The organism is Duganella sp. LjRoot269 (assembly GCF_964254095.1).
Lineage (GTDB): Bacteria > Pseudomonadota > Gammaproteobacteria > Burkholderiales > Burkholderiaceae_D > Rugamonas > Rugamonas hordei.
In genome coordinates, this window is the sequence record NZ_CAXUSL020000001.1 from 1,381,983 (window position 1) to 1,403,977 (window position 21,995).

Annotated in this window: 25 protein-coding genes; 19 read left to right on the forward strand and 6 right to left on the reverse strand. The window is 62.3% G+C overall.

What is annotated here, in order from left to right:
* Nucleotides 1-9 precede the first annotated feature (9 nt).
* The 3 genes from ACSQ3S_RS05995 to ACSQ3S_RS06005 all read right to left on the reverse strand — a co-directional run bounded on the left by ACSQ3S_RS05995 (nucleotide 10) and on the right by ACSQ3S_RS06005 (nucleotide 3,076).
* On the reverse strand, nucleotides 10-903 hold the full coding sequence (locus tag ACSQ3S_RS05995; protein WP_176654804.1) for an ABC transporter ATP-binding protein: 894 nt from the start codon (nucleotides 901-903) through the stop codon (nucleotides 10-12).
* A 193-nt stretch (nucleotides 904-1,096) separates the two neighbouring features.
* A complete protein-coding gene (locus ACSQ3S_RS06000; protein ID WP_436141854.1) occupies nucleotides 1,097-2,293 on the reverse strand; it encodes an ABC transporter permease in 1,197 nt (398 codons plus the stop codon).
* A gap of 3 nt (nucleotides 2,294-2,296) precedes the next feature.
* Nucleotides 2,297-3,076, reverse strand: a complete 780-nt coding sequence (locus tag ACSQ3S_RS06005) for an ABC transporter ATP-binding protein (RefSeq protein ID WP_436141855.1) — start codon at nucleotides 3,074-3,076, stop codon at nucleotides 2,297-2,299.
* Between the two features lie 111 nt (nucleotides 3,077-3,187).
* Between ACSQ3S_RS06005 and ACSQ3S_RS06010 the strand changes: the two genes are divergently transcribed.
* Nucleotides 3,188-3,622 (forward strand): hypothetical protein, encoded by a 435-nt coding sequence (locus ACSQ3S_RS06010; protein WP_176654801.1) that lies wholly within the window; start codon nucleotides 3,188-3,190, stop codon nucleotides 3,620-3,622.
* A gap of 46 nt (nucleotides 3,623-3,668) precedes the next feature.
* On the forward strand, nucleotides 3,669-4,310 hold the full coding sequence (gene coq7, locus ACSQ3S_RS06015) for a 2-polyprenyl-3-methyl-6-methoxy-1,4-benzoquinone monooxygenase (protein ID WP_436141856.1): 642 nt from the start codon (nucleotides 3,669-3,671) through the stop codon (nucleotides 4,308-4,310).
* On the opposite strand, the gene ACSQ3S_RS06020 is transcribed toward coq7, so the two are convergent.
* Nucleotides 4,307-4,732, reverse strand: coding sequence for an OsmC family protein (locus ACSQ3S_RS06020; RefSeq protein WP_176654799.1), 426 nt, complete (start codon nucleotides 4,730-4,732; stop codon nucleotides 4,307-4,309). The genes coq7 and ACSQ3S_RS06020 overlap by 4 nt on opposite strands.
* A gap of 132 nt (nucleotides 4,733-4,864) precedes the next feature.
* Here ACSQ3S_RS06020 and ACSQ3S_RS06025 point away from each other — a divergent pair, with 132 nt between their 5' ends.
* The 6 genes from ACSQ3S_RS06025 to erpA all read left to right on the forward strand — a co-directional run bounded on the left by ACSQ3S_RS06025 (nucleotide 4,865) and on the right by erpA (nucleotide 10,081).
* Nucleotides 4,865-7,054: an NHL repeat-containing protein gene (locus ACSQ3S_RS06025; RefSeq protein WP_436141857.1), complete on the forward strand. Its 2,190-nt coding sequence runs from the start codon at nucleotides 4,865-4,867 to the stop codon at nucleotides 7,052-7,054.
* Nucleotides 7,055-7,183: 129 nt separating this feature from the next.
* Nucleotides 7,184-7,612, forward strand: a complete 429-nt coding sequence (rplM, locus tag ACSQ3S_RS06030; RefSeq protein ID WP_056157909.1) for a 50S ribosomal protein L13 — start codon at nucleotides 7,184-7,186, stop codon at nucleotides 7,610-7,612.
* Nucleotides 7,613-7,621: 9 nt separating this feature from the next.
* Nucleotides 7,622-8,014, forward strand: a complete 393-nt coding sequence (gene rpsI, locus ACSQ3S_RS06035; protein WP_008445137.1) for a 30S ribosomal protein S9 — start codon at nucleotides 7,622-7,624, stop codon at nucleotides 8,012-8,014.
* Nucleotides 8,015-8,187: 173 nt separating this feature from the next.
* Entirely contained in the window at nucleotides 8,188-9,225 is a 1,038-nt protein-coding gene (argC, locus tag ACSQ3S_RS06040) for an N-acetyl-gamma-glutamyl-phosphate reductase (RefSeq protein ID WP_436141858.1), read from the forward strand.
* 70 nt (nucleotides 9,226-9,295) lie between these two features.
* A complete protein-coding gene (locus ACSQ3S_RS06045) occupies nucleotides 9,296-9,667 on the forward strand; it encodes a bactofilin family protein (protein WP_176654796.1) in 372 nt (123 codons plus the stop codon).
* A gap of 51 nt (nucleotides 9,668-9,718) precedes the next feature.
* Nucleotides 9,719-10,081: an iron-sulfur cluster insertion protein ErpA gene (gene erpA, locus ACSQ3S_RS06050; protein ID WP_008445143.1), complete on the forward strand. Its 363-nt coding sequence runs from the start codon at nucleotides 9,719-9,721 to the stop codon at nucleotides 10,079-10,081.
* A 62-nt stretch (nucleotides 10,082-10,143) separates the two neighbouring features.
* Here the strand turns inward: erpA and ACSQ3S_RS06055 are convergent, their stop codons facing one another.
* Both ACSQ3S_RS06055 and ACSQ3S_RS06060 read right to left on the reverse strand, forming a co-directional pair.
* Nucleotides 10,144-11,238 carry an anhydro-N-acetylmuramic acid kinase gene (locus ACSQ3S_RS06055; RefSeq protein ID WP_436141859.1) on the reverse strand — a complete coding sequence of 365 codons (1,095 nt, stop codon included), beginning with the start codon at nucleotides 11,236-11,238 and terminating at the stop codon, nucleotides 10,144-10,146.
* Between the two features lie 138 nt (nucleotides 11,239-11,376).
* Nucleotides 11,377-12,759: a M23 family metallopeptidase gene (locus tag ACSQ3S_RS06060; RefSeq protein ID WP_176654794.1), complete on the reverse strand. Its 1,383-nt coding sequence runs from the start codon at nucleotides 12,757-12,759 to the stop codon at nucleotides 11,377-11,379.
* 157 nt (nucleotides 12,760-12,916) lie between these two features.
* Here ACSQ3S_RS06060 and tyrS point away from each other — a divergent pair, with 157 nt between their 5' ends.
* The 11 genes from tyrS (at nucleotide 12,917) to ACSQ3S_RS06115 (ending at nucleotide 21,986) form a co-directional block, all read left to right on the forward strand.
* The gene (gene tyrS / locus ACSQ3S_RS06065) at nucleotides 12,917-14,170 is read left to right on the forward strand and encodes a tyrosine--tRNA ligase (RefSeq protein WP_436141860.1); all 1,254 of its coding nucleotides are present in this window, start codon (nucleotides 12,917-12,919) and stop codon (nucleotides 14,168-14,170) included.
* A complete protein-coding gene (dtd, locus tag ACSQ3S_RS06070; RefSeq protein ID WP_436141861.1) occupies nucleotides 14,167-14,613 on the forward strand; it encodes a D-aminoacyl-tRNA deacylase in 447 nt (148 codons plus the stop codon). The genes tyrS and dtd overlap by 4 nt, the downstream gene beginning before the upstream one ends.
* 13 nt (nucleotides 14,614-14,626) lie before the next feature.
* On the forward strand, nucleotides 14,627-15,295 hold the full coding sequence (locus ACSQ3S_RS06075) for a YbhB/YbcL family Raf kinase inhibitor-like protein (protein ID WP_436141862.1): 669 nt from the start codon (nucleotides 14,627-14,629) through the stop codon (nucleotides 15,293-15,295).
* On the forward strand, nucleotides 15,292-15,942 hold the full coding sequence (locus ACSQ3S_RS06080) for a histidine phosphatase family protein (RefSeq protein ID WP_176654790.1): 651 nt from the start codon (nucleotides 15,292-15,294) through the stop codon (nucleotides 15,940-15,942). Before ACSQ3S_RS06075 ends, ACSQ3S_RS06080 begins: the two co-directional genes overlap by 4 nt.
* A 146-nt stretch (nucleotides 15,943-16,088) precedes the next feature.
* A complete protein-coding gene (gene dusB, locus ACSQ3S_RS06085) occupies nucleotides 16,089-17,105 on the forward strand; it encodes a tRNA dihydrouridine synthase DusB (protein ID WP_176654789.1) in 1,017 nt (338 codons plus the stop codon).
* Nucleotides 17,106-17,214: 109 nt separating this feature from the next.
* Entirely contained in the window at nucleotides 17,215-17,448 is a 234-nt protein-coding gene (locus tag ACSQ3S_RS06090) for a helix-turn-helix domain-containing protein (RefSeq protein WP_008445162.1), read from the forward strand.
* A 94-nt stretch (nucleotides 17,449-17,542) separates the two neighbouring features.
* Nucleotides 17,543-19,129 (forward strand): bifunctional phosphoribosylaminoimidazolecarboxamide formyltransferase/IMP cyclohydrolase, encoded by a 1,587-nt coding sequence (gene purH / locus ACSQ3S_RS06095; protein WP_436141863.1) that lies wholly within the window; start codon nucleotides 17,543-17,545, stop codon nucleotides 19,127-19,129.
* Between the two features lie 157 nt (nucleotides 19,130-19,286).
* On the forward strand, nucleotides 19,287-19,847 hold the full coding sequence (ruvC, locus tag ACSQ3S_RS06100; protein ID WP_353399466.1) for a crossover junction endodeoxyribonuclease RuvC: 561 nt from the start codon (nucleotides 19,287-19,289) through the stop codon (nucleotides 19,845-19,847).
* Nucleotides 19,848-19,874: 27 nt separating this feature from the next.
* Complete coding sequence (gene ruvA, locus ACSQ3S_RS06105; protein WP_176654786.1) at nucleotides 19,875-20,453, forward strand: Holliday junction branch migration protein RuvA; 579 nt, start codon at nucleotides 19,875-19,877, stop codon at nucleotides 20,451-20,453.
* Nucleotides 20,454-20,463: 10 nt separating this feature from the next.
* Nucleotides 20,464-21,519 (forward strand): Holliday junction branch migration DNA helicase RuvB, encoded by a 1,056-nt coding sequence (gene ruvB / locus ACSQ3S_RS06110; protein ID WP_436141864.1) that lies wholly within the window; start codon nucleotides 20,464-20,466, stop codon nucleotides 21,517-21,519.
* Complete coding sequence (locus ACSQ3S_RS06115; RefSeq protein WP_353399469.1) at nucleotides 21,519-21,986, forward strand: YaiI/YqxD family protein; 468 nt, start codon at nucleotides 21,519-21,521, stop codon at nucleotides 21,984-21,986. Before ruvB ends, ACSQ3S_RS06115 begins: the two co-directional genes overlap by 1 nt.
* Nucleotides 21,987-21,995: the final 9 nt, after the last annotated feature.

Below are 21,995 nucleotides of genomic sequence, written 5' to 3' on the forward strand. Positions count from 1 at the left end.
GTCGCCGCCTCAGTCGCAGGTGGCCGCGGCGCTGTGGCGGCCGGCGATGGTGGCGAAGTAGACATCCTCAAGGTCGCCGATGGCTTCTTCGAAGCCGTCGCCCGGATCGTTCTCGCTGTAGACATGGATCAGCGTGCGGCCCGACAGCAGGCGCGACGAGATGACCGGATGGCGCAACTGGAACGACGGCAGGTCGCGCTTGTCGATGAAGCGGGCCCAGATCTTGTCGCTGACCTCGTGGATCAGTTCCTGGGTCGGGCCGCACAGCAGCAGGTGGCCCTTGTTGATGATGGCCATGTTGGCGCACAGGTCGGCCACGTCGCTGACGATGTGGGTCGACAGGATCACGGTCTTGTCTTCGCCGATGTCGGACAGCAGGTTGTGGAAGCGCACCCGTTCCTGCGGGTCGAGGCCGGCGGTCGGCTCGTCGACGATGATCAGCTTGGGATCGCCCAGCAGCGCCTGGGCGATGCCGAAGCGCTGGCGCATGCCGCCGGAAAAGCCGCCCAGGCGCTGGTTGCGCACGTCGAACAGATTGGTTTGCTGCAGCAGGCCGTCGACCACTTCGCGCCGGCGGTTGCGGTTGGACAGGCCCTTGAGGACGGCGAAATGGTCCAGCAGTTCGTAGGCGGTCACTTTCGGATAGACACCGAAGTCCTGCGGCAGGTAGCCCAGCAGGCGGCGCACTTCGTCTTTTTCGTCGAGCACGTCGATGTCGTCCAGGAACACCGAGCCGGAATCGCATTCCTGCAGGGTGGCCAGCGTGCGCATCAGCGTGGACTTGCCGGCGCCGTTGGGGCCCAGCAGTCCGAACATCCCGGCGGGGATGGTGAGCGAGATATTGTCCAGCGCCACGACGCCATTGCCGTAGGTTTTAGACAAGTTGCTGATGCGTAATTCCATACTTACTCCTGAAGGATCGCCAGTGCCCGGCCGGTATTTCCCCACGGCCAGTCACTTTTCATATGATGGCATTGTATTGAAATTGCCTTGCAGATGGGGCGCCATTGCGATGGGCGGCAAAAACCGCGCGCCAGAGTGCGAAATCGGGGGAATGGGCGGCGGCCGCTTTTTAGTAGTTGAATAGACAACTTGTTCAATTCCTAAATAAAACCTGCTCGCGGTTGAACCACCAGCGGCACAGGGCCAGCAGCGCGCCGGCGGTTACCGTGGTGGACAGGAGGATCACCCAGAACATGCTGTAGTCCATGGTGCCTTTGACAAGTTCCTTCATCGCCAGCGAGACATTGGTCAGCGGCACCATAGCCCATTTCCAGTCCAGTTCCACGCCGGGCAGCAGCGCCACCAAGGTCGGCAGGATGGTGACGATGATCAGCGGCGAGATCAGCCCGGCCGCTTCCTTGTAGCTTTTGGCGTAGACCGAGATCGACAGCAGGATGGCGGCGAAGATGGCGGCGGTCGGCACCAGCATCAGCGCCACCATGGCCAGGTCGAGCACGCCGATGGCGCGCACCATCTGCACCAGGTCGCCGCCTATCATCGGGCCGAAGAAGAACAGCAGCACGCCCATGCTGCCTATCATCAGCAGCGCCGAGGTCAGACCGATGGTGAACAGCATCAGAAACTTGGCCAGCACGATGGCGCTGCGCGAGACCGGCGCCAGCAGCAGGGTTTCCAGCGTGCCGCGCTCCTTCTCGCCGGCGCCGGTGTCGATCGCCGGATACATGGCCGACATCAGGCACACCATCAGCAGGATGTAGGGCAGCATGCCGCCTATCATCGCGCCCATCTGCTCGCGCTTGTCGGCGGTGGAATGGTCTTCCAGCGTGATCGGGTCGAGCGCGAAGCGCAGCTGCTCCTTGTTGAGGTTGAGCGCGGACAGCGCCTGCTCGCGCAGCATGCGGTTCTGGCCGCCGATCACCGACATCACGCGCTTGCGCGTCAGGTCGACGGTGACGGCGCTGTTGTAGTGCAGCGCGATCACGCCCTGCTGGTGGTTGGACAGCGTCTGCTCGAAGCCGGCAGGAATGACCAGCGCGAACTTGATGCGGTCGTCGCCGATCGCGGCCTTGATGTCGTCCGGGCCGGCCAGCGGCACTTCGCGGAAGCCTTTTTCCTTGGCGAAGCGCTCGACCAGCCGCGGCGCGTTTTCCTTGCCGAAGATCGAGTACGTCATCTCGGCCTGGCTGGCGTGCTTGAACATGCTTGACGACAGGAAACCGAAGCCGGTGAAGATCAGCGGCATCGCGAACACCGGGATGAACACGGTGAAGAAGAAGGTCTTGCGGTCGCGCGCCAGTTCCAGCAGTTCCTTCAGGTAGATGGTCCACATGGCTCAGGCTTCCCGGGTGATGACGTCGACAAACGCGTCGTACAGGTCGGCGCTGCCGCCGAGGTGGCGCAGCTCGTCGACCGTGCCGTGGAAGGCGGTCTTGCCGTGGTTGATGATGCAGACGCGGTCGCACAGCTTTTCCACTTCATGCAGGTGGTGGGTGGAGAAGATCAGCGGCACGCGCAGCGCCTTGTAGCTGGCGATAAAGTCGAGCAGGATCTTGGCCGCCATCACGTCCAGGCCGGTGGTCGGCTCGTCGAGGATGACGATCTGTGGTTCATGCACCACGGTGCGGGCGATCGAGCACTTCTGTTTCATGCCGGTCGACAGCTGGTCGGCGCGCTTGTTGCCGAACTCGTGCATCTGCAGCAGGTCGAACAGTTCGTCGCAGCGGCGCTTCAGGTGCTGCGGGCCCATGCCGTGCAGGCGGCCGAAGTATTCGACGTTTTCGCGCGCGGTCAGGCGGCCGTACAGGCCGGTGCTGCCGGACAGGAAGCCGATGTGCTGGCGCGCCACCAGCGGATCGTGCAGCAGGTCGACGCCGTTGGCGTGTATGCTGCCGGCATCGGGTTTCAGCGCCGTGGACAGCAGGCGCAGGGTCGTGGTCTTGCCGGCGCCGTTGGGGCCGAGCAGGCCCAGCACCTCTCCCGGCGCGCAGCGGAAGCTGACGTCGCGCACCGCATGGAACCAGCCGTCGTGGTCGCGCGGATCGCGCGCCTGCGCGGGCTTGCCGCCACGGGACGGCAGGCGAAAGCGTTTGGCCAGGCCACTTACCTCGATCATTCCGCTGCCCTCATTAAAAAGATTTCAAGAGTAGCATGTAAAAATTCTCATACGCAAGCAACCAGCTGATTCAATGTCTTGCTATAGTCGTATTCGGGAGAACAGCAAAAAATGAACCCTCAATTGCAGGAAAAAATTCTGGCGGTCACCCATTGCGGCGTGGACCGCAGCGAGTCCACCGGCTTCTTCCGCGTGGCGCTGGGCTTATATTACCTGTCCGGCCTGATGACCAAGGAAACGCTGGACTTTCCCAAGCTGGACCGGAAGTTCAACCAATTCATTTATCACACCATCGGCAAGGGCCACAGCATCACCAGCATCCTGCAATACATGAGCGGCGAGAAGGTGGTGAAGGTGGTCGAGTCCAAACGCTTCCTGAAGGCGTTTGCCGAGCATTGCACCGAAGTGCCGGTCGAGAACATCCCCTTCCTGCTGGGCCTGAACCTGAGCGTGGCCAAGGATATTTCCAAAATCGACGTGCGCGGCCCGGTGGCCGACTACATCGAGCGGCAGCGGCAGCTGCGCGAAGAGGCCGACGCAAACTAGGGCGGCCGCCTTTATAATGAGTGTTTTGAACTATCCAGGTTTGCTCATGGCCGCACATCATCACACTCCGCTTGACCGTTTCATCACCGGCGTCGACAAGGCGCTGCGCGTGGTTGCAGGCGTTGCCTCGGCGTCGAGGCCGACGCCGGCGCTGCACGCGGCCGATGGCGAGCTGAGCGAGGCCGAACAACGCCATAGCGCCGGCCTGATGCGGGTCAACCACGTGGGCGAAGTGTGCGCGCAAGCCTTGTACAACGCGCAGGCGCGCTTTGCCCGCACCGATGCGATCCGCCAGCAGTTCGAGCATTCGAGCCGCGAAGAGGAGGACCACCTGGCGTGGACCGCGCAGCGCCTGGCCGAGCTGAATTCGCATACCAGCGTGCTGAATCCGCTGTTCTATGCGGGCGCGTACGCGCTGGGCACGGCAGCGGCCGTGCTGGGCGATGCGCGCAGCCTCGGCTTTGTGGTGGAGACGGAACGCCAGGTCGAGGCGCATTTGGAACGCCATCTGGACAAGCTGCCGCCGCAGGACGCCAAGTCGCGCGCGATTGTCGATCAGATGCGGATAGATGAGATTGCGCACGGCGCCGCGGCGCAGCAACTGGGCGCCGCGCAGACGCCGGCCCCGGTGCAGGCGGTGATGGCGGTGATGGGCAAGGTGATGACCAGCACCGCCTACTACATTTAAGCTACATCAATAATTTCAAACGAGTGGGTGATCTCGGCGGTCTTGGCCAGCATGATGGATGCCGAGCAGTATTTGTCGTGCGACAGCGTGATCGCGCGCTCGACGGCCTCCGGCTTCAAGTCCTTGCCGGTCACGGTGAAGTGGAAGTTGATCTTGGTGAACACCTTCGGGTCGGTGTCGGCGCGGTCGGCTTTCAAGGTGCACTCGCAGCCGCGGATGTCGGCGCGGCCCTTCTTCAAAATCAGCACCACGTCATAGGCCGTGCAGCCGCCGGTGCCGAGCAGGACCATTTCCATCGGGCGCGGCGCCAGGTTGTGGCCGCCGCCTTCCGGCGCGCCATCCATGTTGACCATGTGGCCGGAACCGGTCTGGGCCAAGAAACTCATGCCCGACGGGCCATTCCAGCTGACTTTGCATTCCATCGTATTCTCCATTGGATATCGTTGCGCATATTGTAAAGGACTCCGACGGGAGTGGCTTGCATGAGGATTTTTCTCTTGCTGCGCCGCCGCATAGACCTGATAATTTCTTGACATACATCAAGGAGCGTTTCGATGACTCAGGACCTCAAATACCTTTGCTCTTACGGTGAACTGACTGTGCCGGGCACTACGCCCACCGGTCCGCTGGCCGACGATTTCACGCTGAACTCCCCGGTTGGCGTGCATGCCGATAGTTACGGCCGGCTCTGGGTGTGCGATACCGGCAACAGCCGCCTGCTGGTGTTTTCCGCCGACCTGTCGACCTTGCTGCACGTGATCGAAGGCCCAGGCGAGGCAACGCCGGACGCGCCGCGCCTGCTGATGCCCTTCCATGTGTGTCCGCATCCCACCTATCAAATCATGTTTTGCACCGACATGGGGCATGGCCGCGTGGTCGCCTTCGCTTACGACGAGCACGAGGTTTGGTTCGATTTCGCCTTCGGCGAGGGCGACAAGGATTACCTGCCGCTGTCCGACCCCAACGGCGTCACCGTGGTGCGCGAGCGCGACGGCTTCGACTACATCTATGTCTGCGACGAGTTCTTCCACACGGCCGACGACCTGGCCAGCCGCGTGGTCAAGTTCACGCTGAAGGGCGAGTACGTCAGCCAGTTCCGCCACGTCGGCGGTCCGGGGGTCACGCACGAGCTGTTGTGGCCGCAAGGGATCGCCAGCGACAGCAACGGCAACCTGTACATCGCCAACACCGGCCATTACGAAATCCTGAAGATCAGCACCGACTGGCCCATCGTCGACGAGGTGGTGCAGGCGCCGCACGACACGGTGATGCTGCACCAGCACGGCAAGCCCACCGGTATCGGCAAGTTCAACGTGATGCGCTCGGTGTGCGTGATCGGCGACCGCGTGTTCGTGCCGGGCCATATCGAGAACGCCATCGCCATCTACAACCTGGAAGGCGAGCAGGTCACCGTGGTCAGCGGCCTGCTGCCGTTGTGGAACCACTCGATAGAACCGGTGCATTCGGTCTCCGACTTCGTCTACGGCGCGCTGGAGGACGTGGTGTTCGTCGGGCCGTACCAGATCTGCGCGGCGGACGGCGAGCCGGACGTGTATTTCATCAGCGAGCCGTTCGCGTCCAGCGTCATCAAGGTGCGCATCCCGCGCATCAAGGGCGAGGAGGATGCGCTGCTGATCGAATCGGTCGGCCACCGGCGCGACGACCAGAACCGCCTGCGCGAGACGTCGCAGTTCAACTGCATGACGTCGGTGATCGGCTTCAAGCGCGAGCGCCGCACCGTGCCGCGCGAAGCGGTGGCCGGCAGCTGGTTCGACCAGTGGGCCAGCGTCACCACCAGCGTCTACAAGTACTGGTACGACCAGTTCCTGACCGCCACCGGCATCGATCCGCTGGCGCGCATGGTCGGCACCTCGCTGAACATCGATTCCGGCAACTGGTGCATGAAAACATTTAATACGGAGAGCGATCCCTACCACCAGCTGCAGGACATGATGCGCGGCTTCTTCGTGCCGGGCGACCTGGCGATGGATGTGTATTACCCGCACACCCCGCCGCTGGGGCAGATATGCCCCGGCACGCCGATCGTCTTCGTCACCAACTTCAATATGTGCACGGTGGCCATGTACCAGTTCAACCCGGCCGGCTACCTGATCAACTACGGCGTGCCGTTCGGCCGCGAGGGCATAGGCGGCGAGGGCACGCTGAAGGCGCCGCAGGGCATCGCCGTCAACAGCCGGGGCGAGATCTATATCGCCGATTCGCTGAACAATCGCATCTCGATGTGGCAGATCCAGCCGACCGGCTATGTCGCCTTCCGCAAGAACTTCCGCTGGGAGTCAGACAACGACTTCACGCCGTGCGACATCGCCATCGACGACCAGGACCGGCTGTTCGTCTGCGACCAGTTCAACAACTGCGTGCGCGTGTTCGACCGGGAAGGCAACAGCCTGTGGAGCTACGGCACTCTCGGCTATTGCGATGATGTCGATGTCGACTACGAAAAGTTCATGCTGCCGGCCAGCGTCTGCATCGACGGCGACCGCCTCATCGTCAACGACCTGGTCAACCGGGCGCTGAAAGTGTTCCGCATCGGCGAAAAAACGCTGACCTACGAGACCGGCATCTCCGTGTTCAAGAAATATCCGGACGCCGGCGGCGTGTGGATGCCGTACTTCATCTACGCCGACAAGGGGCGGCTGTACGTGCCGGACACGACTTTCAATGTGGTCAATGTTTTCCGCTATGGCGCGGCGGAGGCGGCTTCCGAGCCAATTGCGGCTTGACTCGGGTGGTGGTTCCCGCTTATACTTGTCGGCTTTCCGTTCGCTCAGGAAAGTAAATAAGAAGGCCGAGTCCGCTGAAGCAATGGCGGAACCACCATTTGAGCGTGTTTTATTATTTAGGAAGTCAACATGAAAACTTTTTCCGCTAAGGGCCACGAAGTCCAGCGCGATTGGTTCGTGATTGACGCGACGGACAAAGTCCTCGGACGTGTTGCCAGCGAAGTGGCACTCCGACTGCGCGGCAAACACAAGCCAGAATTTACTCCTCACGTCGATACCGGCGATTTCATCGTCATCATCAACGCAGGCAAACTGCGCGTGACCGGCACCAAAGCAACCGAGAAGACCTACTACCGTCACTCGGGCTACCCAGGTGGCATCTATGAGACCAACTTCCTGAAAATGCAACAGCGTTTCCCAGGCCGTGCTCTGGAAAAAGCCGTCAAGGGCATGCTGCCGAAGGGCCCACTGGGCTACGCAATGATCAAGAAGCTGAAAGTGTACGCTGAAGGTTCGCACCCGCACGCTGCTCAGCAACCTAAAGCACTCGAAATCTAAGGAACTGACATGATCGGTAACTACAATTACGGCACCGGCCGTCGCAAGAGTGCAGTAGCTCGTGTGTTTATCAAAGTTGGCACTGGCCAAATCATCGTTAACGGCAAGCCAGCGGCTGAGTACTTCTCCCGCGAAACCGGCCTGATGGTTATTCGTCAACCACTGGAACTGACCGGCAACGTTGAGCGTTTTGACATCAAAGTCAACGTTCACGGCGGCGGCGAGTCCGGCCAGGCAGGTGCTGTGCGTCACGGCATCACCCGCGCCCTGATCGACTACGATGCAGCGCTGAAGGGCGATCTGGCACGCGCCGGCTTCGTTACCCGCGATGCACGTGAAGTTGAACGTAAAAAAGTTGGTCTGCGCAAAGCACGTCGCGCAAAGCAATTCTCGAAGCGTTAATTTTTACGCTGTGGTGCGCTGCTTGCGGCGCATCCTCAAAAAAGCCGCCGGCCTTGTGCCGGGCGGCTTTTTTGCTATTTGGTCAAGGGTTTTTCAGACGTAATACGCCTGTAGCCTATGACTGATAAAATGGCAGCCATTTCTCCACGCATTACCTCATTCAAGGAAAGAACATGATCAAAGTTGGCATCGTCGGCGGCACCGGATACACCGGAGTGGAATTGCTGCGACTGTTGGCAGTCCACCCTGATGTGCAGCTGACGGCAATTACGTCGCGCAAGGAAGATGGCTTGCCGGTTGCCGATATGTTCCCTTCGCTGCGCGGCCGCGTGGACATCGCCTTTTCGTCGCCGGACAAGGCCGACCTGAGCCTGTGCGACGTGGTGTTCTTCGCCACCCCGCACGGCGTGGCCATGGCGCAGGCGCCCGAGTTGCTGAAGGCCGGCGTCAAGGTGATCGACCTGGCGGCGGATTTCCGCATCAAGGACAAGGCCGTCTTTGAAAAATGGTACAAGATCGAGCACACCTGCCCGGATCTGCTGGAAGAGGCCGCCTACGGCCTGGCCGAACTGAACCGCGACGCCATCAAGGGCGCGCGCCTGGTCGCCAATCCGGGTTGCTACCCGACCACCATGCAGCTGGGCTACTATCCGCTGCTGAAGGCCGGCCTGATCGACGCCGGCGGACTGATCGCCGACTGCAAATCCGGCGTGTCCGGCGCCGGCCGCAAGGCCGAGATCGGCACACTGTTTTCCGAATCCAGCGACAACTTCAAGGCTTACGGCGTGGCCGGCCACCGCCACACGCCGGAAACCTCGGCCCAGCTGCAGAAGTTCACGTCCGACAAGGTCGGCCTGGTCTTCACGCCGCACCTGGTGCCGATGATACGCGGCATGCACTCGACCCTGTACGGCCGCCTGACCCGGGACGTGAGCAATGAACAGCTGCAAACCTTGTTCGAAGAGCAATACAAAGATTCGCCGTTCGTCGATGTGATGCCGTTCGGTTCGCATCCGGAAACCCGTTCCACCCGCGGTTCCAACGTGCTGCGCCTGGCGCTGCATCGTCCGGACAACGGCAACACCGTGATCGTGCTGGTGGTGCAGGACAACCTGGTCAAGGGCGCGTCCGGCCAGGCTGTGCAGTGCATGAATTTGATGTTTGGCCTGGAAGAGACAACCGGCCTGATGCAGATCGCGCTGCTGCCGTAAATCAAAGTGTGGCCGGAAGGGGATAGTAGATTAAGGATTTCCGCCCAACTTTGTAATCAGAAAGCCACACATGACCGATATGGACAGCCTGATCGGCGCCACCACCCGCGTAGACGGTAATCTGTTGTTTCGCGGCGGCATGCGCATCGATGGCAAGGTATTCGGCAATGTGGTTGCCGAGGCCGGCCATGCCAGCTACCTGGTGATTGGCGAGAACGCCCGGATCGAGGGCGAGGTGCGCTGCGACCATCTGGTGGTCAATGGCGAGATCAAGGGCAGCGTAATCAGCACCGCCTTGCTTGAAATCCAGCCCAAAGCCCGCATCATTGGGGATGTATGCTACAAAGTTTTGGAAATGCACGGCGGCGCACAGGTGCTGGGGCAATTGACCCATCGCGACAGTTCCGGCGTGGAACCCCTTTTGGTGGTCTCCGGAGCATAATTTACGCCAAGGGTCTATAATGGGCCAAATGTTTTCACGTAGGAGTCTGAAATGAATGCTGTCGCCGAATCGCTAGATGTAATCCCGTCGCCTATCATCTTCACCGATAGCGCGGCCGAAAAGGTCGCCCAACTGATCGAGGAAGAGGGTAATCCAGACCTGAAACTGCGCGTATTCGTGCAGGGTGGCGGCTGCTCCGGCTTCCAGTACGGCTTCACGTTTGACGAAATCGTCAACGAAGACGACACCACCATGGTCAAGAACGGCGTTCAGCTGTTGATCGATTCGATGAGCTACCAGTACCTGGTCGGCGCGGAAATCGACTACAAGGACGACCTGGAAGGCGCGCAATTCGTGATCAAGAATCCAACCGCGACCTCGACCTGCGGCTGCGGATCGTCGTTCTCGGTATAAGTTTCACTCCGCACAACGCGGACACCACGGCGGACAACTTCGGTTGCTCCGCCGTTGTTTTTTCAGCGGGGGTATAGCGCGCCCAGCACGCGGTCGCCGCTGGCGCCCGTTACGCTCGGCAGGTTGCCCGCCAGCCGCTCGCTGAAGCGGTATCCCAGCCAGGCGAACGCCAGCGCCTCCACGCGGTTGGGCGCCACGCCCAGCGCCTGGGTCGACGCCACCAGCACCTGCTTGCCCAGCGCGGCGCCCAATTCGCTCATCAGCACGCCGTTGTAGGCGCCGCCACCGCAGACATATACCGCGTCCGCGCCGCCGCCATAGGCCCGTATCGCCTGCGCCAGCGTCAGCGCGGTCAGCCTGGTCAGCGTGCACTGCACGTCTTCCGGCGCTGCGGTCGGGAACGCCGCCAGCTGCCTGTCCAGCCAGTCGGCATGGAACAGGTCGCGCCCGGTGCTCTTGGGGGCCGGCAGCGCGAAATACGGCTCCGCCAGCATGCTCGCCAGCAATCCCGGGATTTCCTTGCCGCTGGCCGCCCAGGCGCCGTCCTGATCGTATTCCTTGCCTTGGTGGCGGCCTATCCAGGCATCCATCAGCACGTTGCCGGGGCCGGTGTCGAAACCGGTCACGTGGCCGTCGGCCAGCACGCTGATATTCGAGATGCCGCCGATGTTGGCGACCACCCGCGTCTGCCCGGCCTTGCCGAACAAGGCTTGGTGAAAGGCAGGCACCAGCGGCGCGCCCTGGCCGCCGGCGGCGATGTCGCGGCTGCGGAAGTCGGCAATCACGTCGATGCCGCACAGCTCGGCCAGCAGGGCGGGGTTGTTGGTCTGGCGCGTGAAGCCCAGCTCGGGGCGATGGCGGATGGTCTGGCCATGGACCGCCACCGCGCGCACATCCTTGGGTTGCAGCCTGGCTTCGGCCAGCAATGCCTGCACACAATCGGCGTAGAACCGCGCCAACTGGTTGGCGGCCAATGCCTCGCGTTCGATCTCGTTGGGTCCGGCCGCCTGCAGCGCCATCAGCTCGGCGCGCAACGCGGGAGGGAAGGGGATGTAGGCCGCGCCCAGCGTGCTGATGGCGTTGCCGTCAAATTGCGCCAGTGCGCCGTCCACGCCGTCCAGGCTGGTGCCGGACATTAAACCGATATACAACGCCATCGCAGCCCCCCATTGCTCAAAAACGTATTTTGCCTGAGCTTGCGTGCGTTGTCGCACGGAAGAAGCGAACCCGGCGGCGCATCATCATAAAAAAACAGGCCGCCGAAGCGACCTGTCTTGATAAGTCTTACGTTGCGTTTATTTCGCCGCGACGCGTGTGCCGCCGGAGCCGCCCGGTTGCAGCAGCGCGAAGCGGTGCGACATGTCCGAAGCGTAGGCTTTGAAGCGCGACATTTCCGCCGCTGTCAACGGAGCCTGGGCTTGCACGTTCATGGTGCTTGGGTCCCTGGCTTCGCCGCCGACGCGGAACTCGTAGTGCAGGTGCGCGCCGGTCGACCAGCCGGTGGTGCCGACGTAGCCGATCACGTCACCCTGGCTGACCTTGCTGCCTTTTTTGATGCCAGGCGCGAAGCGGCTCATGTGTGCGTAGGCGGTGGTGTAATTGGCCCAGTGCTTGATCATGACGAAATTGCCGTAGCCGTTCTGGGTGCCGGCGAAATCGATGACGCCGTCGCCCGAAGCGCGGATCGGCGTGCCGGTCGGTGCAGGGAAATCGATGCCTTTGTGGGCTTTCCACTGGCCCGAAATCGGATGCACGCGCATCGCGAAGCCAGAAGAGATACGGGAGAATTCAACCGGGGATTTGAGGAAGGCTTTCTTGAGGGCTTTGCCGTCGAAGCTGTAGTAGCCGCCGCCCTGCTTGCTTTGTGGATCTTCGAACCAGACCGACTGATACGTCGTGCCCTTGTTGGTGAACTCGCCGGCCAGGATGCGGCCCGCTCGCACAAACTCGCCATCCTGCCAGAACGTTTCGTACACCACATTAAAATGGTCGCCCCGTTTCAGGTCGCCGCGAAAGTCGATGCTGGTCGAGAACATCTCGACGATCTGCTTGACGATAGAGTCCGGCAGCTTGGTGCCGTCTTCGCTCGAATCGGTTGCCGCATACAAGGTCGAGCTGATGGTGCGCGCGTGCATTTCCACGCGGCGTTCCAGCTTGGCCGCTTCTTCCTCGGCGACAAAGTTGTCGCCCTTGCGGCTGATCTTGATGTTCTTGACCGGATTGTCCTTGCCGTCGACGACCACCGCGCGCAGCCATTGCAGGTTGCCCTCGTCGTCGGTCTGCGCCTGGACGCGCTTGCCCGTCTTCAGCTGCATGACGCCTTTCGCGACTTTATCTTTTTTGATAAAGTTCTCGGCCGCCTCATCGTCCACACCCAAACGATTCAGCAATGCGGCCAGCGTATCGCCGGCGCGGATCTTTTCTTCGTGGACGAAATGTTCGTTGGAGGATTGCTGTTCCAGCGCGCTGATTTGCGAGCTGAGGTCTGGCAGCGCCACCGATTCCTGCACCGACTTGACTGGCAAATCGGAAGCATCCGGGGCGAGCGGAGCTACGCCGGCCGCACCAAACGCACATACTGCAAGAAACAATGCAGACGCGCTGACGATGCGCGCCTTGCGCGTAGAACCTAGCAGATTGAACAAGCGTGAGCTCGTGAATTTATGTATTTGGTTCATGCAATCAGTTAAAATTTGCCGCTTGAACTATTCAGGAACGTTTTATTTCTTCTAATTATTGTTTAAGTTCGTTTTCGTACGGCAAGATTGATGGATCGAGGATTATATCAAACTCCTGAGGCTGCCTACCTTTTTCTGAAAAATACCGCAAAAAATTATGACTACCACTGTTTCGACACCGCCGGCCCCCTCTAAAGCATTGCCGCTGACCGACAGCGTCCTGGAGGCTCTCGCCATCACCAAACGCGGTGTCGACGAGTTGCTGATTGAAAGCGAGTTCGCCCAGAAACTGGCGCGCTCGGAGCAAAGCGGCGTACCGCTGCGCATCAAGCTGGGCCTGGATCCTACCGCACCCGACCTGCACCTTGGCCACACCGTTGTATTGAACAAGATGCGCCAGCTGCAAGACCTGGGCCACCAGGTGATTTTCCTGATCGGCGATTTCACCTCCATGATCGGCGATCCGTCCGGCCGCAACGCCACCCGTCCGCCGCTGACGCGCGAGCAGGTCGAGCAAAACGCCATGACCTATTTCAAGCAAGCCTCGCTGGTGCTGGATCCGGCCAGGACCGAAATCCGCTACAACTCCGAGTGGTGCGACCCGCTGGGCGCGCGCGGCCTGATCAAGCTGGCCTCGCACTACACCGTTGCGCGCATGATGGAACGCGACGATTTCAGCAAACGCTTCAAGAATGGGACACCGATTGCCGTCCATGAGTTCCTCTATCCGTTGATGCAAGGCTACGATTCGGTCGCTTTGAAGGCAGACCTTGAGCTAGGTGGAACAGACCAGAAATTTAACTTGCTTGTTGGCCGCGAGCTGCAGAAGGATTATGACCAGGAGCCGCAGTGCATTTTGACGATGCCGCTGCTGGAAGGCCTGGACGGCGTCGACAAGATGTCCAAGTCGAAGAACAATTACATCGGCATCACCGAACCGGCCAACACCATGTTCGCCAAGATCATGAGCATTTCCGACGTGATGATGTGGAAGTATTACGAGCTGCTGTCGTTCCGCTCGATCGCCGACCTGGCCGCGCTGAAGGCGACCGTGGACGGCGGCGCCAATCCGCGCGACGCCAAGGTGGCGCTGGCGCAGGAAATCGTCGCCCGCTTCCACTCGCAGGCCGCCGCCGAAGAGGCGCTGAACGATTTCGTCAACCGCTCCAAGGGCGGCATCCCGGACGATGTGGCGGAAATCACGCTGCCGGGCGCGCCGGCCGGCATCCAGCAACTGCTGAAGTCGGCGGGCCTGTGCGCGTCGGTGTCCGAGGCCGGCCGCATGATAGACCAGGGCGGCGTGCGCATCGACGGCACCGTGATCAGCGACAAGGCGGTCAAGATCGATGCCGGCACCTTTGTGCTGCAAGTGGGCAAGCGCAAGTTCGCGCGCGTGACGCTGACCGCATGATAGGGCTGTTGCAGCGCGTCAGCAGCGCCAGCGTGGTGGTCGACGGCGCTACCGTCGGCGCCATCGACGCCGGTTTGATGGTGCTGGTATGCGCCGAGCGCAACGACACCGAGAGGGAGGCCGATGCCTTGCTGACCAAGCTGCTGGGCTACCGGGTGTTTGCGGACGAGGCCGGCAAGATGAACCGCAGCGTCACCGACGTGGCCGGCGGCTTGCTGCTGGTGCCGCAGTTCACGCTGGCGGCCGATACCAACTCGGGTACGCGTCCGTCGTTCACGCCGGCCGCCGCGCCGGCCGACGGCCTGCGCCTGTTCAATTATTTTGTCGAACAGGCGCGCCTCAAGCATGCGGTGGTGCAAACCGGCCAATTTGGCGCGGACATGAAAGTCTCGCTGACCAACGACGGCCCGGTGACGTTTTGGCTGCAAACTAACGCTAAATAGCGGGGAGACGGACATGAAACTTTCGAGCGACAGTTTTCGCAATGGCGACGCCATTCCCGCGGACTACGCCTTCGCCGCGCTGGATGCGGGCGGGCAGGTCGGTTTGTCCGCCAACCGCAATCCCCACCTGGCCTGGCGCGATGTGCCGGCCGGCACGGAATCGCTGGTCCTGCTGTGCATAGACGGCGACGCGCCGCAGGATGCCAGCAACGTCAACCGCGCCGATTGCACGCTGGCCGCCGGCTTGCCGCGCGGCGACTTCTTCCACTGGAGCGTGATCGATATCCCGGCCGGCCTGTTGTCCATTGCCGAGGGCGCCATGGCGGACGGCGTGACCGCGCGCGGCAAGCCGGGGCCGGAATTCGTATTGGACGGCATGCGGCTGCGCCAGGGCATCAACGACTACAGCGGATGGTTTTCGGCCGACCCGGCGATGGCCGGCGACTATTACGGGTATGATGGCCCCTGTCCGCCGTTTAACGATGAGCGTGTGCACCACTATGTTTTCCGCATCTATGCGCTGGACGTTCCTCGGCTGGAGCTGGAAGGGCGCTTCACCTGCGTCGACGTGCTCAACGCCATACACGGCCATATCATCGACGAAGCCCAGCTGATCGGCAGCTACACCCTGAATCCGGTACTGTCCGCGCTGGCGCGGCGGTCGAGAAAAAAGACTGCATGAAGAACACCACCATTTTGCTGATCCGCCATGGCGAGACGGCCTGGAACGCCGTGCGCCGCCTGCAGGGCCACACCGACATCCCGCTCAATGAAGAAGGCGAACGCCAGGCCGAGGCGCTGGCGCAGGCATTGGCCGGCGAGCAGCTCGACGTGCTGGTGTCCAGCGACCTGCAGCGGGCGATGCAAACCGCGCAGGCCGCGGCCGGCCACTACGATGGCCTGAGCCTGCAAACCGATCCCCAGTTGCGCGAGCGCTGCTACGGCGTGTTCGAAGGCATGCTGTATGCCGACATCGAACGCGAATACCCGGCCGAGTACGCATTGTGGCAAGCCCGCGATATCGATGCCGTGATGCCGCCGGGCGCGCGCGAGGCGGAAAGCTTTCGCCAGTTCTACCAGCGCTCTACCGCCGGCATCGCCGGCTGGGCGGCGCGCCATCCGGGCCGCACCATCGCCATCGTCGCCCACGGCGGCGTGCTGGAGTGCGCCTACCGCGAAGCCGTCGGCATGTCGCTGGACAGCCCGCGCGACTTCCAGGTCAAGAACGCCAGCATCAACCGCTTCAGCTGGGCGGACGGCAAATTGTCGCTCGACAGCTGGGGCGAAGTCGAACATCTGAGCCTGGCTGCCCTGGACGATATAGTCTGACGACCGCGCTGAAAATTTATGCACGGAAATAGTCACTCATAACGGCAAGGCTGCACATTTGCCGGATTCATAAAAAATAGTGCTTATTATTTGAGCAGCCCTTCGGTTAAAATAGAGGGTTCCTTCTTCCCGTTCAGGTATCGCCAGTGCAAATCGGCCCTCATTTACTGCGCAACAACGTTTTCGTCGCCCCCATGGCTGGCGTCACGGATCGTCCATTCCGCCAGCTGTGCAAACAGCTGGGAGCGGGCTATGCGGTGTCGGAAATGGCGGCCTCGAACCCGCGCTTGTGGGCGACCGAGAAAAGCTCGCGCCGTACCGACCACACCGGCGAGATGGAGCCGAAAGCGGTGCAGATCGCCGGCGCCGACCCGCAGGACCTGGCCGATTGCGCCCGTTTCAACGTCGAGCGCGGCGCCCAGATCATCGATATCAACATGGGCTGCCCGGTCAAGAAAGTGTGCAACGCCTGGTGCGGCTCGGCGCTGCTGCAGGACGAAGCGCTGGTCAGGCAAATCCTCGATGCGGTGGTGGGCGCTGTCGACGTTCCCGTCACGTTGAAATTCCGCACCGGCTGGAATCGATCCCATAAAAACGCGCTGAACATCGCGCGCATCGCGGAAGACGCCGGCATCGCCATGCTGACGCTGCACGGCCGCACCCGCGCCGACGGCTACACCGGCGACGCCGAGTATGACACCATCGCGGCGGTCAAGCGCTCGGTGGCCATTCCGGTGGTGGCCAACGGCGACATCACGTCGCCGGAAAAAGCCAAGTTTGTCCTGGACTACACGGGCGCCGACGCCGTCATGGTCGGCCGCGCCGCGCAAGGCCGGCCGTGGATCTTCCGCGAGATCGACCATTACCTGCGCACCGGCACCCATCTGCCGGCGCCGTACGTCGACGAGGTGCGCGCGTTGATGGACGAACACCTGCGCGCCCACTACGCCTTTTACGGCGACTACCTGGGCGTGCGCACCGCACGCAAGCACATCGGCTGGTACGTGCGCGACCTTGCCGGCGGCGAGGAATTCCGTCAGAAAATGAACCTGCTGGAATCCACTGAAGAACAGCTGATTGCCGTTGATCAATTTTTCGAATCCCAGTGGAGTCACGGCGAGCGGTTACAATACCGCCTCGCGGAAGAACTGCAAGCCGCCTGAGACGGTGTAGAGAGCACTAAAAAAGTCAGATCAAAAGGGTAAGCGCCAGGGTCACAAGCCCCGGGTTGATTTACCAGCGTCAACAGATTTAATGAGCGAACGACATAAAATGAGCAAAGAAAGTATCCAGGAAGTAGTCCAGAAGAGCCTTGAAGATTACTTCAACGACCTGGGCGAGCAGCAGGCATCGAACATCTACGACATGGTCGTGCTGACCGTCGAAAAGCCGATACTGGAAGTAGTCATGACGCGTGCCGACGGCAACCAGTCGCACGCCGCGCAGATGCTGGGCATCAACCGCAACACGCTGCGCAAAAAACTGCAAGAACACGGCCTGCTGTAAACAGCGCGCGTTTTTCCGGCATGAGCGGCTGGGGACGGCCGCTGTTGGCCGGCCTCGACATACAGAATATTCAACCACCTAGCCTCTCATAGCCATGATTAAACAAGCTCTCATCTCCGTATCCGACAAAACCGGTGTGCTGGACTTCGCCCGCGCGCTGTCCGCCATGGGCGTCAACATCCTGTCGACCGGCGGCACCGCCAAACTGCTGGCCGACAACGGCGTGGCAGTGACCGAAGTTGCCGACTACACCGGTTTCCCGGAGATGCTGGATGGCCGCGTCAAGACGCTGCATCCGAAGGTTCATGGCGGCATCCTGGCCCGCCGCGACTTCCCCGAGCACGTGGCCAAGCTGGAAGAGCACAACATTCCGACCATCGACATGGTCGTGGTCAACCTGTACCCGTTCCAGGCCACCGTCGCCAAGGACACCTGCACGCTGGAAGACGCGATCGAGAACATCGACATCGGCGGCCCGGCCATGCTGCGTTCCGCCGCCAAGAACCACAAGGACGTGGTTGTCATCTGCGACCCGTCGGACTACGGCGTGGTGCTGGCGGAAATGAAGACCACCGACAACGCCCCCGGCTACGTCAGCTACGACACCCGCTTCACGCTGGCCACCAAGGTCTACGCGCACACCGCGCAGTACGACGGCGCCATCGCCAACTACCTGACCAGCCTGGACGCCACCCGCGCCCACGCCAGCCGCAACGCCTATCCGAAAACGCTGAACGTGGCGTTTGAAAAAGTGCAGGACATGCGCTACGGCGAGAACCCGCACCAGTCGGCCGCGTTCTACCGCGACATCGTCAAGACCGAAGGCGCGCTGGCCAACTACAAACAGCTGCAGGGTAAGGAACTGTCGTTCAACAACATCGCCGACGCCGATGCCGCGTGGGAATGCGTGAAGAGCATGGGCGGCTTCGACCGCAGCGCCGCCTGCGTGATCGTCAAGCACGCCAATCCTTGCGGCGTGGCGCTGGGCGCCAATGCCGTCGAGGCCTACAAGCGCGCGCTGCAGACCGATCCGACCTCGGCTTTTGGCGGCATCATCGCCTTCAACGTGGAAGTGGACGCGGCTGCCGCGACCGAACTGGCCAAGCTGTTCGTCGAAGTGCTGATCGCCCCGACGTTCTCGGCTGAAGCCAAGCAGATCCTGTCGGCCAAGCAGAACGTGCGTTTGCTGGAAATCCCGCTGGGCAACGGCGTCAATGCGATGGACTTCAAGCGCGTCGGCGGCGGTTTGCTGGTGCAGTCGGCCGATTCCAAGAACGTGCTGATCGCCGATTTGAAAGTGGTGTCCAAGCTGCAGCCTACGCCGCAGCAGCTGCAGGATCTGATGTTCGCCTGGCGCGTGGCCAAGTACGTCAAGTCCAACGCGATCGTCTTCTGCGGCAACAACATGACCCTGGGCGTGGGCGCCGGCCAGATGAGCCGCATCGACTCGGCCCGCATCGCCTCGATCAAGGCGCAGAACGCCGGCCTGTCGCTGGCCGGTTCGGTGGTGGCGTCGGACGCCTTCTTCCCGTTCCGCGACGGCCTGGACGTGGTGGTGGACGCCGGCGCGACCTGCGTGATCCATCCGGGCGGCTCGATGCGCGACCAGGAAGTGATCGACGCGGCCGACGAGCGCGGCGTGGTGATGCTCTACACCGGCACCCGTCACTTCCGCCACTAATCGGTCGCTGCAAAACGGCCGCAGCTTCGTTGCGCCGTCTCGCCGTGCATTCGCACTGTCTTCGACGTCGCGCCTCGCTGCGCCCATTTTGCAGCAACCTCACTATTCAGAAGCCCGCAAGCTTGCGGGCTTTTTCTTTACTGCATACAATCCATCAATGATTATTCTCGGCATCGACCCAGGCTTGCGCACGACCGGCTTTGGCGTCATCCACAAGCAGGGTGCGAAGCTGCGCTACATCGCCTCCGGCACCATCAAGAGCGGCGAGGGCGACCTGCCGGCGCGGCTGAAGGTGATCCTGGACGGCGTGGCCGAAGTGGCCCGGCTCTACAACCCCGACTGCTCGGCCATCGAGCAGGTGTTCGTCAACGTCAATCCGCAGTCGACCCTGCTGCTGGGCCAGGCGCGTGGCGCGGCCATCTGCGCGCTGGTGTCGGCGCAGCTGAGCGTGGCCGAATATTCGCCGACCCAGGTCAAGCAGGCGGTGGTGGGCACCGGCCGCGCGGTCAAGGCGCAGGTGCAGGACATGGTGGCGCGGCTGCTGTCGCTGCCCGGCCTGCCCGGCACCGACGCCGCCGACGCGCTGGGCATCGCCATCTGCCACGCCCACAGCCGCGAAACGCTGACCCTGATCGCCGGCGCCGGCAGGGGCACGACGACGGCCGCCCGCGGTCCGCTGGCTGGCTTGCGCATGAAAAACGGCCGCCTGGTCGGTTAATCCCTCTTTTTTATAGGCTACAACACGATGATCGGTCGTCTCTCCGGTACTTTGCTTGAAAAAAATCCGCCGCAACTGCTGGTGGACTGCGGTGGCGTCGGCTATGAAGTCGATGTGCCGATGAGCACTTTCTACAACCTGCCCGGCGTGGGCGAAAAAGTGGTGCTGTTCACGCACCAGGCAATCCGCGAGGACGCGCATCTGCTGTTCGGCTTCGGCAACGCCGAGGAGCGCGCCGTGTTCCGCCAACTGATCAAGATCACCGGCGTCGGCGCGCGCACCGCGCTGTCGATCCTGTCGGGCATGTCGATCTCCGACCTGGCGCAGGCGGTGACGTTGCAGGAGTCGGGCCGCCTGATCAAGGTGCCCGGCATCGGCAAGAAGACCGCCGAGCGCCTGCTGCTGGAACTGAAGGGCAAGCTGGGCGCGGACATCGGCGCCGGCGGCGGCCATGCCGTGCCGGACTCGCAATCTGATATCCTGAACGCGCTGCTGGCGCTGGGCTACTCCGACAAGGAAGCCCTGCTGGCGCTGAAGACCGTGCCCGCCGGCAGCGGCGTGTCGGACGGCATCAAGCAAGCGCTGAAAGCGCTATCCAAGGGTTAATTGATACAACATGAGCATCCAGACCGACAGCTTCACCGAACAGCGCATCATCGACGCGGCGCCTTCGTCGCCGAACGAGGAGGCGATCGAGCGCGCCTTGCGCCCCAAGCATCTCGATGAATATGTCGGGCAGTCCAAGATCCGCGACCAGCTGGAAATCTTCATCGCCGCCGCCCGCAACCGCAAGGAAGCGCTTGATCACACGCTGCTGTTCGGCCCGCCGGGCCTGGGCAAGACCACGCTGGCCAACATCATCGCGCGCGAGATGGGCGTCAACCTGCGCCAGACTTCCGGCCCGGTGCTGGAGCGTCCGGGCGACCTGGCCGCCATCCTGACCAACCTGGAAGCGAACGACGTCCTGTTCATCGACGAAATCCACCGCCTGTCGCCGGTGGTCGAGGAAATCCTGTACCCGGCGCTGGAAGACTACCAGATCGACATCATGATCGGCGAAGGCCCGGCGGCCCGTTCCGTCAAGCTGGACCTGCAGCCGTTCACGCTGGTGGGCGCCACCACGCGCGCCGGCATGCTGACCAACCCGTTGCGCGACCGCTTCGGCATTGTGGCCCGGCTGGAGTTCTACAATACCGAGGAACTGACCAAGATCGTCACCCGCAGCGCCGCGCTGCTGAAGGCCAACATCGCCCCGGACGGCGCGGTGGAAATCGCCCGCCGCGCGCGCGGCACGCCGCGTATCGCCAACCGCCTGCTGCGCCGCGTGCGCGACTACGCCGAAGTCAAGAGCAACGGCGACATCACCAAGGCCACCGCCGACGCCGCGCTGGTCATGCTCGACGTCGACACCGTCGGCTTCGACGTCATGGACCGCAAGCTGCTCGAAGCGGTGCTGTTCAAGTTTGGCGGCGGCCCGGTCGGCATCGGCAACCTGGCGGCCGCCATCGGCGAAGCGGCCGACACCATCGAGGACGTGCTGGAACCCTATTTGATCCAGCAAGGCTTTTTGCAGCGCACGCCGCGCGGCCGCGTCGCCACCCCGGCCGCCTACACGCACTTCGGCGTCGCCGCGCCGCGCACCAATCCCAATGGCGAACTGTGGGACCTGTGATGCAGATCTGGGTCGACGCCGACGCCTGCCCGGCGGTCATCAAGGACATCCTCTACCGCGTGGCCGACCGCACGCAGATGCAGGTCACGCTGGTGGCCAACCAGCTGCTGCGGGTGCCGCCGTCGCGCTTTATCCGCTCGGTGCAGGTGCCGTCCGGTGCCGATGTGGCGGACCAGGAAATCGTGCGCCTGCTGGCGCCGGGCGACCTGGTCGTCACCGGCGACATCCCGCTGGCGTCGGACGTGCTGAAGAAGGGCGGCTACGCGCTCAACCCGCGCGGCGAGTTCTACACCAACGACAACATCGCGCAGATGCTGACGATGCGCGCCTTCATGGACGAACTGCGTGGCAGCGGCGTCGACACCGGCGGCCCGGCCGCCTTCAGCCAGGGCGACCGCCAGGCCTTCGCCAACAGCCTGGACCGTCACATCAGCAAGATCCAGCGCGAGGCCGCCAGCCGCAGTTGACTGCGCACG

Excerpts from the sequence above, each read along its gene's own strand:
- coq7 (WP_436141856.1), top strand. The coding sequence starts at position 3,669 with ATGGCCGCACATCATCACACTCCGCTTGACCGTTTCATCACCGGCGTC.
- tyrS (WP_436141860.1), top strand. The coding sequence starts at position 12,917 with ATGACTACCACTGTTTCGACACCGCCGGCCCCCTCTAAAGCATTGCCG.
- dtd (WP_436141861.1), top strand. The coding sequence starts at position 14,167 with ATGATAGGGCTGTTGCAGCGCGTCAGCAGCGCCAGCGTGGTGGTCGAC.
- argC (WP_436141858.1), top strand. The coding sequence starts at position 8,188 with ATGATCAAAGTTGGCATCGTCGGCGGCACCGGATACACCGGAGTGGAA.
- rplM (WP_056157909.1), top strand. The coding sequence starts at position 7,184 with ATGAAAACTTTTTCCGCTAAGGGCCACGAAGTCCAGCGCGATTGGTTC.
- ACSQ3S_RS06055 (WP_436141859.1), bottom strand. The coding sequence starts at position 11,238 with ATGGCGTTGTATATCGGTTTAATGTCCGGCACCAGCCTGGACGGCGTG.
- ruvA (WP_176654786.1), top strand. The coding sequence starts at position 19,875 with ATGATCGGTCGTCTCTCCGGTACTTTGCTTGAAAAAAATCCGCCGCAA.
- ACSQ3S_RS06090 (WP_008445162.1), top strand. The coding sequence starts at position 17,215 with ATGAGCAAAGAAAGTATCCAGGAAGTAGTCCAGAAGAGCCTTGAAGAT.
- ACSQ3S_RS06005 (WP_436141855.1), bottom strand. The coding sequence starts at position 3,076 with ATGATCGAGGTAAGTGGCCTGGCCAAACGCTTTCGCCTGCCGTCCCGT.
- ACSQ3S_RS06045 (WP_176654796.1), top strand. The coding sequence starts at position 9,296 with ATGACCGATATGGACAGCCTGATCGGCGCCACCACCCGCGTAGACGGT.
- ruvB (WP_436141864.1), top strand. The coding sequence starts at position 20,464 with ATGAGCATCCAGACCGACAGCTTCACCGAACAGCGCATCATCGACGCG.
- rpsI (WP_008445137.1), top strand. The coding sequence starts at position 7,622 with ATGATCGGTAACTACAATTACGGCACCGGCCGTCGCAAGAGTGCAGTA.
- ACSQ3S_RS06080 (WP_176654790.1), top strand. The coding sequence starts at position 15,292 with ATGAAGAACACCACCATTTTGCTGATCCGCCATGGCGAGACGGCCTGG.
- ACSQ3S_RS06020 (WP_176654799.1), bottom strand. The coding sequence starts at position 4,732 with ATGGAATGCAAAGTCAGCTGGAATGGCCCGTCGGGCATGAGTTTCTTG.
- ACSQ3S_RS06010 (WP_176654801.1), top strand. The coding sequence starts at position 3,188 with ATGAACCCTCAATTGCAGGAAAAAATTCTGGCGGTCACCCATTGCGGC.
- ACSQ3S_RS06060 (WP_176654794.1), bottom strand. The coding sequence starts at position 12,759 with ATGAACCAAATACATAAATTCACGAGCTCACGCTTGTTCAATCTGCTA.
- ACSQ3S_RS05995 (WP_176654804.1), bottom strand. The coding sequence starts at position 903 with ATGGAATTACGCATCAGCAACTTGTCTAAAACCTACGGCAATGGCGTC.
- ACSQ3S_RS06115 (WP_353399469.1), top strand. The coding sequence starts at position 21,519 with ATGCAGATCTGGGTCGACGCCGACGCCTGCCCGGCGGTCATCAAGGAC.
- ACSQ3S_RS06075 (WP_436141862.1), top strand. The coding sequence starts at position 14,627 with ATGAAACTTTCGAGCGACAGTTTTCGCAATGGCGACGCCATTCCCGCG.
- ACSQ3S_RS06000 (WP_436141854.1), bottom strand. The coding sequence starts at position 2,293 with ATGTGGACCATCTACCTGAAGGAACTGCTGGAACTGGCGCGCGACCGC.
- ruvC (WP_353399466.1), top strand. The coding sequence starts at position 19,287 with ATGATTATTCTCGGCATCGACCCAGGCTTGCGCACGACCGGCTTTGGC.
- purH (WP_436141863.1), top strand. The coding sequence starts at position 17,543 with ATGATTAAACAAGCTCTCATCTCCGTATCCGACAAAACCGGTGTGCTG.
- erpA (WP_008445143.1), top strand. The coding sequence starts at position 9,719 with ATGAATGCTGTCGCCGAATCGCTAGATGTAATCCCGTCGCCTATCATC.
- ACSQ3S_RS06025 (WP_436141857.1), top strand. The coding sequence starts at position 4,865 with ATGACTCAGGACCTCAAATACCTTTGCTCTTACGGTGAACTGACTGTG.